Raw genomic sequence first — 16,493 nt, forward strand, 5'->3', positions numbered from 1 at the left:
CTTAAATTTATTTACAATATTTTACATAAAGAAAAACAATAAGAAATTTAAAACTGTTTAAACCTGATTTTAAAAGGAAGTTAATATTATAAGTAAAAAAAATAAAATTATAATATTTCTATACTTTAAGAGTTTTATCTTGCAAGCTCAAATTAAGAACAATAATTAAATATCAATATTATGAAAAAGACAATTTTAGTTACTCTTTTATTACTTGTACTTTCAAGTACCATGCAAGCGCAATTAGTCAAGTTTGGAATTAAAGCTGGTTTAAATTACGCCAATCAAACCGGAAGCGACATAACCCTTACCAATGAAAACTATGAAAAGGAAGCTATTACCAGTTATCACGCAGGTTTAGTAGCCGAGATTAAGTTAACCGATGGTTTTTCTATTCAGCCTGAATTACTATATTCTACTCAAGGAGCAAGCTATGAAAATGCTGGAGAAGAATTTAAAAATGAATTGGGTTATCTATCTATTCCCGTTTTAGCAAAATTCAATTTTAATAAAACAGTTAGTTTAGATCTTGGTCCCCAAGCCTCTTTTTTATTGAGCGAAAGAAATAATGTGGATTTTAAAGAATCTGAGACTTTTGAGTTTGGAGTTGCCGGAGGTTTAACATTAAATGTTACAAAAAGCATTTTTCTGCAAGGACGTTATGTATTAGGTCTTACTGAAGCATCTAAAGATGCAGATGTCAAGAACTCAGTAGTGCAAATTTCTGCTGGATTTAAATTCTAGAAATAATAAAAATAAATTTATCAAAACCGTTCTTTAAATTAGAACGGTTTTTTTATTTTTACCAAAACTGGAATTATGAAAATTAGTATCATCAACGGACCAAATCTCAATCTTTTAGGAAAACGCGAACCAGAAGTCTATGGCAGCTTAACTTTTGAAGAATATTTTACCACTTTACAAATAAAATTTCCAACAATAGAATTCTCTTATTTTCAGAGTAATATTGAAGGCGAATTAATTGATAAAATTCAGGAATTTGGCTTCACCTACGATGGTATTATTCTAAATGCTGGTGCTTATACCCACACTTCCATTGGCATTGGAGATGCTATTAAAGCCATTACTACTCCAGTTCTTGAAGTCCATATTTCCAATACATTTTCACGTGAAAGTTTCAGACATCAGTCTTACATTTCTGGAAATGCAAAAGGAGTAATTTTAGGTTTTGGTTTAAAGAGTTATGAATTGGCAATCCAATCTTTCTTGTAAGTCTTAAAAAAAAATATTCTTATAAATGTTTAACAAATAATTAATAGCCTCTTTTTAAAGTTCTTATATTTTTGTGAAAGAAAAAACTTTCATGAAAAAATACTACCTACTTCTAATTGCTTTGGTATCATTTACCAACTATGCACAAATAAAAGGAACCGTTTCTGATGAAAAAGGGAATTCCCTGCCGTTTGTAACCGTTTTTCAAGAAGACACCTATAATGGAACTACCTCAAATGAAGTAGGAAAATATGAGCTGAACTTGAAGAAAACAGAAAAACAAATAGTTGTATTCCAATTTTTAGGTTTTAAAACGCAAAGAATAACAATTCAGAAGGATAAATTACCGTATTTATTTGATGTTAAAATGATCGAAGAAAGTTATTCTTTAAATGAAGTAGTAATCAATACCAAAATCAATCCTGCAATTGCTATTATAAAAAATGCAATTACCAGCAAAAAAGAAAATACTAAAAAATCAGGTCGATTCAATGCTGATTTTTATTCCAGAGGAATTTTCAAATTAAAAAATGCCCCAAAAAAAATATTTGGCCAAAAAATTGGCGACATGAATGGCTCTTTGGATTCTACAGGAACCGGAATCATTTCATTGTCTGAAACTTTTTCTAAAATTACTTTTGAGAAACCCAATAATTTAAAAGAAGTGGTAACTGCCTCAAAAGTAAGCGGAAGAGATAACGGCTACAGCTACAATACTGCTAGATCTTCGTTTTATGACTTCTATGATAATACAATTGACTTTGGGGTTAATATGATTTCTCCAATTGCCAATAATGCCTTCAATTATTATAAATATAAACTGGAGAGCACTTTTTATGATACCAATAATCAAATGATCAATAAAATAAAAGTCACAGCAAAACGTGATAGCGAACCTGTTTTTGAAGGTTACATTTATATTGTTGAAGATTCATGGGCCATCTATGCTGTAGACTTAGATATAAAAGGATACCGAATGAAGGAGGAATTTGTCGATGTCATGACCTTAAAACAAAACTTCAGTTACAACAAAAGCAACAAAATTTGGGCTAAAAACACACAAAGTCTTGATATAACTGCTGGAGCTTTTGGAATAAAATTCAATGGAAAATACACCTATGTCTACAGTAATTACGAATTTGTTAATTCGTTTGCTAAAAAAACGTTTACAAATCAGATTACAAGTGTCGAAATAAATTCAAATAAAAAAGATTCCATATTTTGGAATAGCAATAGACCCATTCCTTTAACAATTGAAGAAAGCAATGATTATATTCGAAAAGACAGTATCTATAAGGTTCGAAATTCTAAAAAACATTTAGACTCTATTGATGCAAAAGGGAATAAATTTAAACTAGTAAAGTTACTTACGGGTTACACTTACAATAACAGCACAACAAAAAAAACCTTTAGTTACGAAGGACTATTCAATCTAGGGTCTTTGAGTTTCAATACCGTGCAAGGCTATAATTTTGACACTGGGTTTCGATACACCAATAGAAAAAACCAAGAAACAAAAGGAATTTACACTTCCATCAATACCAAACTTAATTATGGTTTTGCTGAAGATCGTTTACGTGTAATGGGAACAATTATCCATCGATTCAACAATCAAAATTACGCGACCTTATTTGCTACTGGGGGAAGTTCCGTCCAACAGTTTAACCCGAATGAACCCATTAGTAAAATTATCAACTCCATAAGTTCTTTGTCTTTTAAGAACAATTTTATGAAGTTGTATAATTTAGAATCGGCAGCCATTGGATACAACCAGAATGTAGCAAATGGGGTAAACCTTGGCGGAAAAATATCATATCAACAACGCAAACCATTATTAAATACTACTAATTACTCCTATTTCAATAAGGAAGATTTGTATACTTCGAACAATCCACTGGCCCCAAATGATTTTACCTCTTCCGCTTTTGAAAAGCATCGTTTGGTAAAAATGACTCTGAATGCAAGAATTAATTTTGGGAATAAATACGCTTCTCGTCCTGATGGCAAATTCAACATTCGAAATGAAAAGTATCCTACTCTATTATTAAATTATGAAAAAGCTTTAGCGGCAAGTCAAAAAAAATATGAATTTGACCATTTAAATGCACAATTAATGTACGATTTAAAATTAGAAAATAAGGGTACTCTTGGCTTGAACGTAAAAGCTGGAAAATTTTTGAATGCTGAAAATATCGCGTTTATGGATTACAAACATTTTAACGGCAACCGAACGCACATAGGTCAAAGTGCGCGTTATCTTAATGTCTTTAATTTATTGCCTTATTACTCCAACAGTACCAATAATCGTTATTTTGAAGCACATGCAGAATACAATGATGAAGGTTATATTATGAATAAAATTCCACTATTGAATAAATTAAAATCAACTTTAATTCTTGGCGGGCATACACTTTCTACTCCAAACAATAAACCGTATACAGAATTATCCGTTGGTTTAGATAATTTAGGCTTTGGGAAATTTAAGATGTTACGTATTGATTATGTCCGTTCTTATCAAAATGGTTTCCAAGGTGACGGAGTCATTTTTGGACTTAAATTTTTAGATATTTTAGAGTAAAACTTCCACAAGAAAAAAAGGCACAAGAAGATTATTTCTTGTGCCTTTTTTTTGTCTTAAAAATTTCAAAATGAATTAAATCATGAAATTAATTCGGTTCTACATGAATCAAAACATGACCTAATTCCGGAATTTCCTCCCGCAAAGTATCTTTCAGTTTATGTGCTAAGTCATGCCCTTCTTTTACTGTACTATTAGAATCCACAATTGCATGTAAATCTACATGATATTGCATTCCTGCTTTTCGAATAAAACACTTTTCTGTATCTATTATTCCATCTACTTGAAGAGAAACTATTCTAATTTGCTCAATCAAATCATCATATAAATGTTCATCCATTATTTCGCCCAAAGCAGGTCTGAATATTTGATAACTATTATAAAGAATGAATCCCGAAGCAAAAAGTGCTGCCCAATCATCGGCTGATTCGTATCCATTCCCTAAAACCAAAGCAATTGAAATTCCAAGAAATGCCGCTACAGATGTTATTGCATCGCTGCGATGGTGCCAGGCATCTGCTCTCAGTGAGGAACTATTTGTTTGAATACTCCTTTTCATCACCACTCGAAAGGAATACTCTTTCCAAATAATTATTGCCCCTAGAACGATTAATGTCCAGGGTTTTGGCAATTCATGTGGCGTACCAATATTGATGATACTTTCATAAGCGATGATGGTGGCAGAAGTGATTAAGAAACCAACAACTAAAAAAGTGATTAAAGGCTCTGCCCTTCCATGTCCATAAGGATGATTTTCATCTGCAGGTTTATTCGAATATTTGATTCCAAATAATACTAAAAATGAAGCAAAAATATCCGTTGTAGATTCAATTGCATCCGCTATTAAAGCATACGAATTTCCAAAAAAACCTGCCAGACCTTTAATAATGGCCAAAGATGTATTTCCAATAATACTAAAATAAGTGGCCTTTATCGCTGTTTGTTCCGTTGACATGCTTTTTTTCTAAAGATGAATTAAAATTAAAAACGTTTAAGTAAACCGTATTGAATGATTAAATTCAAATCCTATTTGGTTTACTTAAACGATATTTTATAACTATTTATTTGATTTATGCGCGTACAATATTAGCTCCAATAGCTCTCAATCGTTCATCAATGCGCTCGTACCCTCTGTCAATTTGTTCAATATTCTGAATAGTACTCGTTCCTTTTGCTGAAAGCGCTGCAATCAATAAAGAGATTCCCGCACGAATATCTGGTGAAGACATTGTTGTGGCTTTGAGTTGTGATTTAAAATCGTGTCCCATAACAACCGCTCTATGCGGATCACACAACATGATTTTAGCTCCCATATCGATTAATTTATCCACAAAGAACAATCTGCTTTCAAACATTTTTTGATGAATCAATACATCACCTCTTGCTTGAGTGGCAACAACAAGAACAATACTCAATAAATCCGGAGTAAATCCAGGCCAAGGGGCATCTGCAATTGTTAAAATAGAACCGTCAATATCTGTTTTTACTTCATATCCGTCTACATGAGCAGGAATGTAAATATCATCTCCTTTACGCTCCAGGGTAATTCCAAGTTTTCTGAAAGTATTAGGGATTACTCCTAAGTTATCCCAACTTACATCTTTTATCGTGATTTCTGATTTTGTCATTGCAGCAAGACCAATCCAACTTCCTATTTCAATCATATCTGGAAGAATTCTATGCTCACAACCGCCTAAACTTTCAACACCTTCAATAGTCAATAAGTTAGACCCAACACCTGTAATTTTAGCTCCCATGGAGTTTAACATCTTACATAGTTGTTGCAAATAAGGTTCACAAGCAGCATTGTAAACTGTTGTTTTCCCTCTGGCCAAAACGGCAGCCATAACAATATTAGCAGTTCCGGTTACGGATGCTTCGTCTAGTAACATATCAGAACCTTTCAATCCTTTAGGCGCTTCTACACCATAAAAATGATCTTCTCTATTGTAACGGAATTTTGCTCCAAGATTTATAAATCCTTCAAAGTGAGTATCTAATCTTCTACGTCCAATTTTATCACCACCTGGTTTTGGAATATATCCTTTTCCAAATCGTGCCAAAAGTGGTCCAACAATCATAATAGAGCCACGAAGAGAACCGCCTTCTTTCTTAAATGCTTCGGTTTCTAAATACGCTATATTCACTTCATCGGCTTGAAAAGTATAAGAGCCAGATCCAGTTTTTTGAATTTTAACTCCTAAGTTACCTAAAAGCGTAATTAGTTTATTGATGTCAATAATATCAGGAATATTATTAATAATCACTTTTTCAGGAGTTAAAAGAACAGCACATAAAATTTGTAATGCTTCATTTTTGGCTCCTTGTGGCGTAATTTCTCCTTTAAGACTAATGCCGCCTTCTATTTTAAAAATTCCCATTTTTTTTTACAATTATTAATTATGAATGAATAAACTATGAATTGATAAACTACGATTTTTTTAAATTCATAACTTATAATTGATACCTTATAACTAAATTTTATAACGGTTTTCTATTTTGATTTTTGTGAATTGGATTTGATTTTCCCGTTTTTGTATTTTTATTACTTTGAATTTTTGGCGGACCAGCGGGTAAGATTTTGTTAGAAACTCGTTTATTGGTTCGTAATAAATCAGTGGTATTTAATAATTCCTCTGTACTTTGAATCAAATTCAACTTGCCATCTGACAATTCGTATAAATGTTCAAAAATGACATCATCTTTAACAGTGTCTTTGTTCCAACTCAAATAGGATTTTTTCATGTGATTAGCGATCACTTTCACTAAAGCACTTTTCATTTCACCATCTTCCCATTTATTAGCTACATCAATCATGTATTTTATGTTGTTGCCGTAATATCTGTATTTTGGAAAATTTTGAGGATAACTTAATACATCCGGTTTCAATTGTAATACTTCACGGGATGGAATTGGATATGGAGAATCAGCCACTAATTTAAAATCAGACATAATAAAAATCTGATCCCACAACTTGTGCTGAAAATCAGGAACATCACGCAAATGTGGATTCAAACTTCCCATAACTTGAATAATGTATTTTGCCGCTTTGTTGCGTTCTACTTCATCTTCAATTTTAGTCGCTTGATCAATTAATTTTTGCAAATGGCGTCCATATTCTGGAATAATCAAATGCGATCTTTCCGCATTATATTCCAAATGATGAACCACATCGTTCGAGTTTTCTTTAATATATTTTGAATTCATATTCGAATGTATATTTTTTAATCTTACATGCTCTTTTTCGAAGATTTGCAATCATTCGATTGTATATGCATCAAAATTTAGTTTTATATCTAAAGAGAAATAATTCCCTTAATAGTAGATACTTCTAGGTATTTATCTACTATTTCTTGTGAATCTTTCATGGTTACGTCAATAGATATACTAGTAAACTTACCCGTCTTAGATTTTGTCGTTTTTATAACCGCTCCCATACAATCAAAAGCCAGTTGAACACGTTCGATATTGTCATCTTCTGTTGGCACAATAAATTTAAACAAGTATTCTGCCGGCCATGTATTGCTTAGGTCTAGCTCTACTTTTAATCTATCATAAAATTCTTCAGTGTTCTTATCCATTTTTATTTAAAAATAAAAGCAAATATACAGTTTCAAACGTAAATTATGAATTTTGAATTATGATTTTTTACCTAATATTATTTTAACCGCAATCATTTTTTCAAATCCCAATAAGTTTAAGTAAATTTGCCCCTTATTTTTTAAAGGTGCAGAAAGAAATCATAGTTATCATTGGCGGTCCAGGAACAGGTAAAACAACTATCATCGATGGATTGATAGCCAAAGGACATTGTTGTTATCCCGAAATTTCACGGGAAGTAACTTTGGAAGCAAAAAAACAGGGAGTCGAGCAATTATTCCTCGAAAAACCACTATTATTCAGCGAGTTACTACTTGAAGGAAGAAAAAAACAGTTTCATAACGCTTCTAAAGAGCCACATGAAATCGTTTTTATTGACCGGGGAATTCCAGATGTTTTGGCTTACATGCATTATATTGGCGATAGCTATCCTACGTCTTTTGACATCGCTTGTCGCGAACATATGTACTCAAAAATCTTCATTCTTCCGCCTTGGGAAGAAATTTATATTAGTGATCACGAACGTTATGAAAACTTCGAACAAGCTAAACTTATCTATAATCACCTTACAGAAACGTATCAAAGTTACGGCTACGAACTCATAGAAGTTCCTAAAGACAACCTAGATAACAGAATTCTTTTTATCTTAGATGAAATTTCTAAATAATTTCGAGTTAAAAAGTTACAATTTGAGATTTTTTCTACGAATTGAAATCTGTAATCTATGCAAGAAGCGTTAGCTATTCTTCAAAAATATTGGAAACATGACAAATTCAGGTCGCTGCAAATGGAAATTATTGATTCCGTTTTAAGTGGTCATGACACTTTTGCATTGATGCCAACCGGCGGAGGAAAATCTATATGTTTCCAGATTCCGGCAATGATGAACGAGGGAATTTGTCTAGTAATTTCGCCATTAGTAGCGCTAATGAAAGATCAAGTTGCTAATTTGCAAAAGCGAAACATTAAAGCCATTGCATTAACCGGTGGCATCAGATCCGAGGAAATGATTGATTTGCTGGACAATTGTCAATTCGGTAATTATAAATTCCTCTATTTATCTCCCGAACGCTTACAATCCGATTGGATTTTGGACCGAATAAAAAGCCTTCCTATAAACTTAATTACCATCGATGAAGCGCATTGCATATCACAATGGGGACACGATTTCCGACCTGCTTATTTGAAGATTTCGGCATTAAAAAAACATTTTCCAAAAGTATCTTTCCTTGCGTTAACGGCTTCTGCAACTCCAAAAGTCAAAGCAGAAATCATCACTGAACTTGGATTGCAAGATGTAAACGTTTTTGAGAAATCATTTGCAAGAGAAAATATCGCCTACATGGTTTTTGAAGTAGAAGACAAACTTTTCAGAATAGAACAAATCCTGAAGAAAAACCCAGAATCATCAATCATTTATGTTCGAAATAGAAAATCCTGTCTGGAAATTTCCTCTCAATTGAATGCGTTAGGATTTAAAGCAACGTATTATCACGGCGGACTTTCGTCCAAAGAAAAAGATAAAAACATGCAATTGTGGATGAATGAAGACGTTCAGGTTATTGTGGCCACCAACGCCTTTGGGATGGGAATTGACAAATCCAATGTAAAAACCGTAATACACATTCAATTACCCGAAAATTTAGAGAATTATTACCAAGAAGCTGGACGTGCTGGAAGAAATGGCGAAAAAGCCTATGCCGTTTTACTAACAAGCCCTTCGGATATAATTCAGGCTGAAAACCAATTTATAAATATTCTTCCAGATAAAAAGTTCTTGAATCTCATGTATGTCAAACTCTGCAATTATTTTCAGATAGCTTACGGAGAAGGAATCAACGAGCAGTTTACATTCAATTTGCATCATTTTTGTTTGAAGTATGAATTCCCCACATTGAAAACGTACAATGCAATGCAATTTCTGGACAGACAAGGAATTATCAATTTGTCTCAAGAGTTTTCTGAAAAAATTACATTACAATTTCTTATTCCTTCCAAAGAAGTGATTCGGTATATGAGTTTGAATCCGAATGACGAAGAAATTATTTTAGCAATATTGCGAACCTATCCCGGGATTTATGAAATGCAAACCGCTTTCAACCTGCAATTGATTGCCAAAAAATCAAATCACAAGGAAGCTGAAATACAAGCGGTCTTACATAAACTGAAAGGAAAAGAAATTATTGAGTACCATTCGAAAAATAATGATTCCACATTAATTTTTAATGAAGTTAGGGAAGATGAAAGAACTATCAGTAGGGTTTCAAAATATTTAGAAAATCAAAATCAACTAAAGAAAGAACAACTTCAATCGGTTCTGAATTATATTACCGAAAAAAAGGTTTGCAAGAACAAGCTGATTTTGAATTATTTTGGAGAAAAAACCGATGTTGATTGTGGAATATGTTCCTATTGCATTACCAAGAAAAACAACAAAAAAGACAACACGTCACTTTCTGCAACAATCATAGCTTTATTACAGTCCGAAGATTTAAATTCGAGAGACATACAAAACAGAACTAAAAATAACCCTGACGAAGTTATCTTTGCACTTCAGAATTTATTAGAAAATAACACAATTTTGGTTAAACCAAATAATAAATATACTTTAAAATCATAATGGAAAAATTACGAATTGTTTTTATGGGAACGCCCGAATTTGCAGTGGGAATATTAGATACCATACTCAAAAACAACTACGAAGTTGTGGGTGTCATTACTGCCGTTGACAAACCTGCGGGTCGTGGACAAAAATTAAAATATTCAGCAGTAAAAGAATATGCGCTGGCTAACAATCTTACTTTATTACAGCCAGTAAATCTTAAAGACGAAACTTTCTTATCAGAATTGAAATCGTTGAACGCTAATTTACAAATCGTAGTTGCCTTTAGAATGTTGCCAAAAGTAGTTTGGGAAATGCCGGGGTTAGGTACTTTCAATCTTCATGCATCAATCCTACCGAATTATCGCGGAGCAGCGCCAATAAACTGGGCAATAATAAATGGAGAGACAAAAACGGGTGTGACTACTTTTTTTATTGATGACAAAATTGATACCGGCGCAATGATTTTAAGTGCCGAAACACCTATCAATGAAACCGAAAATGCTGGTCAATTGCATGACCGATTAATGGATCTTGGAAGCAAGACTGTTGTTGATACTTTGGAGATGATTGAAAAAGGCAATGTATCCACAATTATTCAAAAAGACACTGCCGATATTAAAACGGCTTACAAACTTAATAAAGAGAATTGCAAAATTGACTGGACAAAACCAGCTGTAGAAATCAACAATCTAATTCGAGGTTTGAGTCCATATCCAGCAGCTTGGTGTTCCATTCAGGACAAAAATGAAGAATGGAATGTAAAAATATACGAAGCTAAAATTGTTTTAGAAGATCATAACTACAGCATTGGAAGTTTGATTTGTACCAAAAAAGAAATGAAGATTGCGGTAGAAAATGGATTTATTCAAGTGCTAAGTTTGCAGTTTCCAGGCAAAAAGAAGATGAATACCGCAGAATTACTTAATGGAATTACATTTTCGGCTGAAGCAAAAGCTCATTAACATCAATAAAAACGGGCATTTTATTGATTTTAACAAGAAACAGCTTTCGTATTATTAACAAAAGAAATAAGTTATTAACAAAACAAACTAAAATCAAGCAAAACACTTGCAAGGAACGTATTTCCAACTAAATTTGTGTATTAACAATTTTTTTAACCAACAATTAATAACTAATTATTATGAACAAATCAGAATTAATCGATGCTATCGCTGCTGATGCAGGAATTACTAAAGCTGCAGCAAAATTGGCTTTAGAGTCGTTTTTAGGTAATGTAGGCGGAACTTTGAAAAAAGGAGGAAGAGTATCTTTAGTAGGATTCGGATCATGGTCGGTTTCTGCTAGAGCTGCAAGAGACGGTAGAAATCCTCAAACAGGAAAAACTATCCAAATCGCTGCAAAAAATGTGGTGAAATTTAAAGCAGGTGCAGAATTAGAAGGTGCGGTAAACTAATTTTAGTTCCCCCAATATAATAAAAACCTTCCAGATGGAAGGTTTTTTTATGCGTTTCAACAATTTTATTTTGTATTATTATAATAAAAAACTTAAATTTAATAAAAAAAACATTCCGATGATTACAGATAAACTAAAGAAAGGCTATTTGCTCATAGCAGAACCTACCATAATTGGGGATCTATCATTCAACAGATCGGTAATATTATTAGCTGATTACAATGCAGAAGGATCAGTTGGTTTTATAATTAACAAACCCTTGAAGTACACCATACATGATTTAATCCCGGATATAGACGCGCGATTTAAAATTTATAATGGCGGGCCGGTAGAGCAAGACAACCTCTACTTTATTCATAACATTCCAGATTTGATTCCTAATAGCATCGAAATCTCCAATGGAATATACTGGGGAGGTGATTTTGAGTCAACCAAAGAACTCATCAATAAAGGCGCAATTAATAACGATAATATCCGATTCTTTCTAGGTTACACAGGTTGGGATGAAAACCAATTAGAAAATGAAATGGAAAGCCACTCCTGGATTATTACCGCAAACAGCTATGAAAATAAAATAATTGGAAAATCAGCAACACATTTCTGGAAAGAGCAAATTATCGAATTAGGCGGAGAATATCTCATTTGGTCCAATGCTCCTGAAAATCCATACTTAAATTAGGTCGTACTAATCATTTCATTAAGTTTCTCTAACAATTCAACAGATATATTCGTACTGAATTCTTTTTTTCGGTATTGTGTTATCGGTTGAATTCCTTTTATGACATTTGTAATAAATAATTCATCTGCTTTTTGAAGGTCAAATGGTGAGATTACTTCTTCTACAACTTCTAAATTTTTTATTTTTTTAGCTAAACTTAAAATTTGTTTTCTCATGACGCCATTCAAACATCCTTCAGAAACCGGAGGAGTAGTTAGTTTGTTGCCTTGTAGCATAAAGATATTACCTTGTAATGCTTCAACAACATTTTTACTATCGTTCAACAACAGACAATTATCCAGACCGTTTTCATGAGCAAAAATGCTTCCTGTAATATTTATGATTTTATTGGTCGTTTTAATCGATGAAAGCAATTGTTTTGTAATGTAAAAATCTTTATACAAATCAACTTCATAGTATTTTTTTTCAATTGAATAAAACGTATTTTCAAGGGCTAATGAATGAATAATAAAAGATACCGTATTATTTTGTGGTAAATAATATCCACCATCATTTCTATAAACGGTAATTCGAGCACGAGAAGAGTGAACCACTTGATTTTTTGCAACTAAAGAAAGTATTTGTTCTTCAAGATACTCCATGGTAAAATTCATCGGAATTTCCATTCGAACGACACGCATTGAAGACATTAACCTAAAATAATGATCCTCAAGAAAAAGAATTTTATTGTTTATTATCTTAACCGTTTCAAAAACGGCATCACCATATAAAAAAGCTCGGTTTTGTGTCAATATATTAGCATCCTCAGATGCAATAGTCCCATTAAAATTAATCATAAAAAAGCCCTAAATTTTATTCAGGGCAAATATAAGTTATAAAATACTATTTTACTATACAGAACCAATTAGATGTTTAAGGTCTGATATCTGATTTTCCCACAACAGTGTAGCTTCATCAACCTCATCTTTATCAGCAAAATCGACTACCATTAGAGAAACATCTTTGGTAAGCTCATCCACTAAAATATGTAACTCAAAAAAGTATTCCGTATCTTTACTGTTATCATCAACCCATTTAAATTTTACTTTTTCACCTGTTTTCTTTGAAGCAAGTCTAGCTTTTTCTTGTGAATCATTCCAAATAAAAGTAAAAAACTCACCACGAGAATTTACGTTATCAGCAAACCATTCAGATAAACCTGACGGTGTCGATATATATTGATACAATAATTGAGGCGAAGAATTTATGGGAAACTCGATTTCGTAACGTACTTTTTGATCCATGAGCTACATTTAATTTTTTCGAAATATATAGAATATAACTCCGAAAAAAAAGCATTTTCAAAAATATTTTTTTTTATTAAAAATATGCTTGCAGGCATTAATTTTATTTTTATATTTGCACCCGCATTCAGGGATGGTTGTCCACCCAAAATCATGGCGAGATAGCTCAGTCGGTTAGAGCGCAGGATTCATAACCCTGAGGTCCCGAGTTCAAATCTCGGTCTCGCTACCAAAGCAAAAACCCTAACATCAATATGTTAGGGTTTTTTTATGTTTGAAATTTTAAATATTCTTCAGAGCTCAACCTTAAGAGTGACGAAAAAAACAGTTAAGAATTTGTTTCTAATACCCTCAGTACGCCTACTTTTCTTCAACAAAAGGTTAATAACTATTTATTATAAAATACTAACAACAAATTTCTTTCTGAAGTAATTTTACAAAAATGAAAATATAAAAACTGAATCTGAGAAAATTTCTAACCTTTGAAGCAAGTGCCAAAAACTGTGGCTTGTTTTTCTATTCCTAAAGAGTGACAATTATTGGGGTTATTGTCTAAATAAAAATATATGGTTGTATTATATCATCTACATAAACTAAATTTCATGGATTCAGATACTTTTATTTTTTGCCTCGAAGCCGTTCCTGATATAGAAACTGACGCTATTACAGAAGTAGTCAAAAACTTAGAACAATTAGCCTTTCATCAAGGTATTACAAGTATTTATAAAACATGTGATACGATTGAAGGACTAGAAGAAAGCTTACATTCATTGCTTTATGACGATCATAATTTTACCAATTATGAAATAATCTACTTAGTGATGCAAGGCGAAGGAAACAATATTTGCCTCAATGAATATTACTACAGTTTAGAAGAAATAGCCGAGCTTTTTGAAGGGAAAATGAAAGGGAAAGTTTTACATTTTGCCAATGCAAAAGTATTGGACTTGAGCCAAGAAGAAGCACAATATTTTTTAGATATTACAGGAGCACGAGCTGTTTCCGGTTATGGGGCAAAATTCAATACCTTAACAAGCAGTAATCTTGACAAAGCTTTCTTTAGTTTATTTGAAGAGCTGGACGATGTTGTGGAAATTGTAGAAGAGTTACATCAAAAACACTATGCCCTTTGCAAACTCCTCGATTTTAGATTGTATTATTAAAATGGAGGTTACCATTGTTGAAAGTTAGTCAATAGCATAGTTAAATAAATTACCACTAAATTCTATACTTTTGAGAATTATTTGTTTTAGTTAAAACAATTTCAATACTATAGCTTATACTGCAATATTTATAAATTCCATTGTGATGAAAGATTTAAAAAAATACAGTACTAAAACAAAAGCCTCTTTTGTGTTACTGATTGTTATGTTTATCATCCTATTGAGTAATTTGAATACACAACAAAACTCTAAAAGAACAAATGAGCATATCAATACAATCTACAATGATCGATTAGTTGTTGCTCGCTATATATTTCAATATGCAAATGAGCTTTATTTCATAAAAGCAAACGCTGTAGCAACAAAGCTAAATGAAGTCCAAAAAAAAGAGCACATCGCGGAGGCATTAAAAAAAATTAAAAACATAGATAAATTATATCTAAAAACAGTTTTAACTCCCAAAGAAAAAATATCTTTTACTACATTTCTAGCTTCTTGTTCTGCGATTAATAAAGAGACTAAAAATAAAAACTGGAATCAAGTTAACAACACTAGTAATCAAGCTTTACAAACATTGGAGCTGCTGTCACAAATTCAGAGTAAAGAAGGCAAATCAAAATTGACAAATTCAAATACCTTGCACAACGACAACAATCTTATGGGTCAACTTCAAATTGCTTTGCTAGTCATTTTAGGCGGCATAACCTTATATTTATTGATGTCTAAGAAAACTAAAATAAGCATCAAAATACCTGAACCTCAAAGTATGAATTAATTATAGGCTAAGAAATATTTATGAGCTAAGAGAATAACATCATAACCGCTAAAGCAAACAGTATTCAAAATAATAACCTAAGGTTGTTAAATATCAGTCACCTTAACAAGACAAACCCCTGAGCAAAGATTGCTTAGGGGTTTGTATTATACTCTAATACAAAAAGCTTAAAAGCTTAATTTTCATTCAGATAAAATAGTATTTCAATCAAAAAATCAATCATAGAAATACTTAATTAAAAAAATAGATAAACGAAATTAAGATTAAACTCTATTTAGTCTTAATTAGGATAACACCACTGCCACCTTGAGCTCCATAAATAGAGGCTGCAGCATCCTTTAATACACTTATACTTTTTACATTATTAGGGAAAATATAGTCAATACTTGAAACGATAACTCCATCAACCACAAATAAAGGTTCTGAGATATTGTTAATTGAGCTCACACCTCTAATAGTTATTTTATTATTTCTTGTGACAGTAACTCCAGCTAATCGTCCTCGTATTAGGTCATATATAGTATTATAAATAATTGAGCTTTTATCGTTTTGAGCATCTAATTTTTGAGTTGCATTAACTTTGTACTTTTGATCCACTTCAGAATAACCAATACTAATATCATCGCCATTTTTGGCTCGATCTTTTATCGATTTTTGCGATTCTAAAAACATGAAATTCATTACATTTTCATTATTAAATTTAGAAGACAATAAACCAAATTTATAGGAGTATACATTAATAACTGCTACTTTTTCAGGAAGTAAAACTTCAAAGTCCCCTTTACTATTGGTCGTGACATTTGAATAAATAGAATCTAAATATATCCTGGCATTTGCCACTGGTTTATTCTTGTAATCCATAACTTTTCCCGACAGCTTGTTTTGGGCATAACCAAGACCAACAAATACTAAGAATACAACTACCAATAATCTCGAAATTTTCATAATGCTATAATTTATAAATATTATTAAATGTACTAAAAAAGTAATATCAAAATTATTTTTTTATTGAAAAATAATTGTTCGAGGGAATGGGTAATCCTTTAATAATGTCCCGTCCTAAAAAAGCGATACAGATTATTAGATAAAATTAAAATATTAAACAGTAGCAAAGACGTTTTTGCTACTGTTTTTTGTTTTGTAGGTTCTCATATAAATTATAC

Annotated in this window: 17 protein-coding genes and 1 tRNA gene; 11 read left to right on the forward strand and 7 right to left on the reverse strand. The window is 32.0% G+C overall.

Features of this window, described 5'->3' with window-relative positions; genetic code table 11:
• The first annotated feature begins 180 nt into the window (after positions 1-180).
• The 3 genes from ACNQF6_RS15110 to ACNQF6_RS15120 all read left to right on the forward strand — a co-directional run bounded on the left by ACNQF6_RS15110 (position 181) and on the right by ACNQF6_RS15120 (position 3,811).
• The gene (locus tag ACNQF6_RS15110) at positions 181-744 is read left to right on the forward strand and encodes a porin family protein (protein ID WP_417966781.1); all 564 of its coding nucleotides are present in this window, start codon (positions 181-183) and stop codon (positions 742-744) included.
• Between the two features lie 75 nt (positions 745-819).
• Positions 820-1,233 carry a type II 3-dehydroquinate dehydratase gene (aroQ, locus tag ACNQF6_RS15115; RefSeq protein WP_417966783.1) on the forward strand — a complete coding sequence of 138 codons (414 nt, stop codon included), beginning with the start codon at positions 820-822 and terminating at the stop codon, positions 1,231-1,233.
• 91 nt (positions 1,234-1,324) lie between these two features.
• Entirely contained in the window at positions 1,325-3,811 is a 2,487-nt protein-coding gene (locus ACNQF6_RS15120; protein ID WP_417966784.1) for a DUF5686 and carboxypeptidase regulatory-like domain-containing protein, read from the forward strand.
• An 88-nt stretch (positions 3,812-3,899) separates the two neighbouring features.
• Here ACNQF6_RS15120 and ACNQF6_RS15125 read toward each other — a convergent pair whose 3' ends face one another.
• From ACNQF6_RS15125 to ACNQF6_RS15140, 4 genes are all read right to left on the reverse strand, one after another.
• Positions 3,900-4,766 carry a cation diffusion facilitator family transporter gene (locus ACNQF6_RS15125; RefSeq protein ID WP_417966786.1) on the reverse strand — a complete coding sequence of 289 codons (867 nt, stop codon included), beginning with the start codon at positions 4,764-4,766 and terminating at the stop codon, positions 3,900-3,902.
• A gap of 115 nt (positions 4,767-4,881) precedes the next feature.
• Positions 4,882-6,192, reverse strand: a complete 1,311-nt coding sequence (gene murA / locus ACNQF6_RS15130) for a UDP-N-acetylglucosamine 1-carboxyvinyltransferase (protein ID WP_417966788.1) — start codon at positions 6,190-6,192, stop codon at positions 4,882-4,884.
• Positions 6,193-6,292: 100 nt separating this feature from the next.
• Positions 6,293-7,018, reverse strand: coding sequence for a DUF4290 domain-containing protein (locus tag ACNQF6_RS15135; RefSeq protein WP_417966789.1), 726 nt, complete (start codon positions 7,016-7,018; stop codon positions 6,293-6,295).
• 89 nt (positions 7,019-7,107) lie between these two features.
• Positions 7,108-7,392: a DUF493 family protein gene (locus ACNQF6_RS15140; RefSeq protein ID WP_417966791.1), complete on the reverse strand. Its 285-nt coding sequence runs from the start codon at positions 7,390-7,392 to the stop codon at positions 7,108-7,110.
• A gap of 146 nt (positions 7,393-7,538) precedes the next feature.
• Between ACNQF6_RS15140 and ACNQF6_RS15145 the strand changes: the two genes are divergently transcribed.
• The 5 genes from ACNQF6_RS15145 to ACNQF6_RS15165 all read left to right on the forward strand — a co-directional run bounded on the left by ACNQF6_RS15145 (position 7,539) and on the right by ACNQF6_RS15165 (position 12,109).
• The gene (locus ACNQF6_RS15145; RefSeq protein ID WP_417966793.1) at positions 7,539-8,078 is read left to right on the forward strand and encodes an AAA family ATPase; all 540 of its coding nucleotides are present in this window, start codon (positions 7,539-7,541) and stop codon (positions 8,076-8,078) included.
• A gap of 57 nt (positions 8,079-8,135) precedes the next feature.
• The gene (locus ACNQF6_RS15150; RefSeq protein ID WP_417966794.1) at positions 8,136-10,031 is read left to right on the forward strand and encodes a RecQ family ATP-dependent DNA helicase; all 1,896 of its coding nucleotides are present in this window, start codon (positions 8,136-8,138) and stop codon (positions 10,029-10,031) included.
• The gene (gene fmt, locus ACNQF6_RS15155) at positions 10,031-10,978 is read left to right on the forward strand and encodes a methionyl-tRNA formyltransferase (protein ID WP_417966795.1); all 948 of its coding nucleotides are present in this window, start codon (positions 10,031-10,033) and stop codon (positions 10,976-10,978) included. The genes ACNQF6_RS15150 and fmt overlap by 1 nt, the downstream gene beginning before the upstream one ends.
• A 179-nt stretch (positions 10,979-11,157) precedes the next feature.
• Complete coding sequence (locus ACNQF6_RS15160) at positions 11,158-11,430, forward strand: HU family DNA-binding protein (protein ID WP_073017033.1); 273 nt, start codon at positions 11,158-11,160, stop codon at positions 11,428-11,430.
• 118 nt (positions 11,431-11,548) lie between these two features.
• Positions 11,549-12,109, forward strand: coding sequence for a YqgE/AlgH family protein (locus ACNQF6_RS15165; RefSeq protein ID WP_417966798.1), 561 nt, complete (start codon positions 11,549-11,551; stop codon positions 12,107-12,109).
• Here the strand turns inward: ACNQF6_RS15165 and ACNQF6_RS15170 are convergent.
• The gene (locus ACNQF6_RS15170) at positions 12,106-12,945 is read right to left on the reverse strand and encodes an aminotransferase class IV (protein ID WP_417966799.1); all 840 of its coding nucleotides are present in this window, start codon (positions 12,943-12,945) and stop codon (positions 12,106-12,108) included. The two genes, ACNQF6_RS15165 and ACNQF6_RS15170, sit on opposite strands and share 4 nt — an antisense overlap.
• 54 nt (positions 12,946-12,999) lie before the next feature.
• Positions 13,000-13,392 carry an START-like domain-containing protein gene (locus ACNQF6_RS15175; protein WP_417966801.1) on the reverse strand — a complete coding sequence of 131 codons (393 nt, stop codon included), beginning with the start codon at positions 13,390-13,392 and terminating at the stop codon, positions 13,000-13,002.
• Positions 13,393-13,547: 155 nt separating this feature from the next.
• Here ACNQF6_RS15175 and ACNQF6_RS15180 point away from each other — a divergent pair.
• The 3 genes from ACNQF6_RS15180 to ACNQF6_RS15190 all read left to right on the forward strand — a co-directional run bounded on the left by ACNQF6_RS15180 (position 13,548) and on the right by ACNQF6_RS15190 (position 15,330).
• Positions 13,548-13,624: transfer RNA gene (locus ACNQF6_RS15180), tRNA-Met, on the forward strand.
• 370 nt (positions 13,625-13,994) lie between these two features.
• Positions 13,995-14,555 carry a DUF6642 family protein gene (locus ACNQF6_RS15185; protein ID WP_417966803.1) on the forward strand — a complete coding sequence of 187 codons (561 nt, stop codon included), beginning with the start codon at positions 13,995-13,997 and terminating at the stop codon, positions 14,553-14,555.
• 145 nt (positions 14,556-14,700) lie between these two features.
• The gene (locus tag ACNQF6_RS15190) at positions 14,701-15,330 is read left to right on the forward strand and encodes an MCP four helix bundle domain-containing protein (RefSeq protein ID WP_417966805.1); all 630 of its coding nucleotides are present in this window, start codon (positions 14,701-14,703) and stop codon (positions 15,328-15,330) included.
• Between the two features lie 270 nt (positions 15,331-15,600).
• Here the strand turns inward: ACNQF6_RS15190 and ACNQF6_RS15195 are convergent, their stop codons facing one another.
• Positions 15,601-16,275 carry a TonB-dependent receptor plug domain-containing protein gene (locus ACNQF6_RS15195; RefSeq protein WP_417966807.1) on the reverse strand — a complete coding sequence of 225 codons (675 nt, stop codon included), beginning with the start codon at positions 16,273-16,275 and terminating at the stop codon, positions 15,601-15,603.
• Positions 16,276-16,493: the final 218 nt, after the last annotated feature.

Source organism: Flavobacterium pasteuri (assembly GCF_048286615.1).
Taxonomy (GTDB): domain Bacteria; phylum Bacteroidota; class Bacteroidia; order Flavobacteriales; family Flavobacteriaceae; genus Flavobacterium.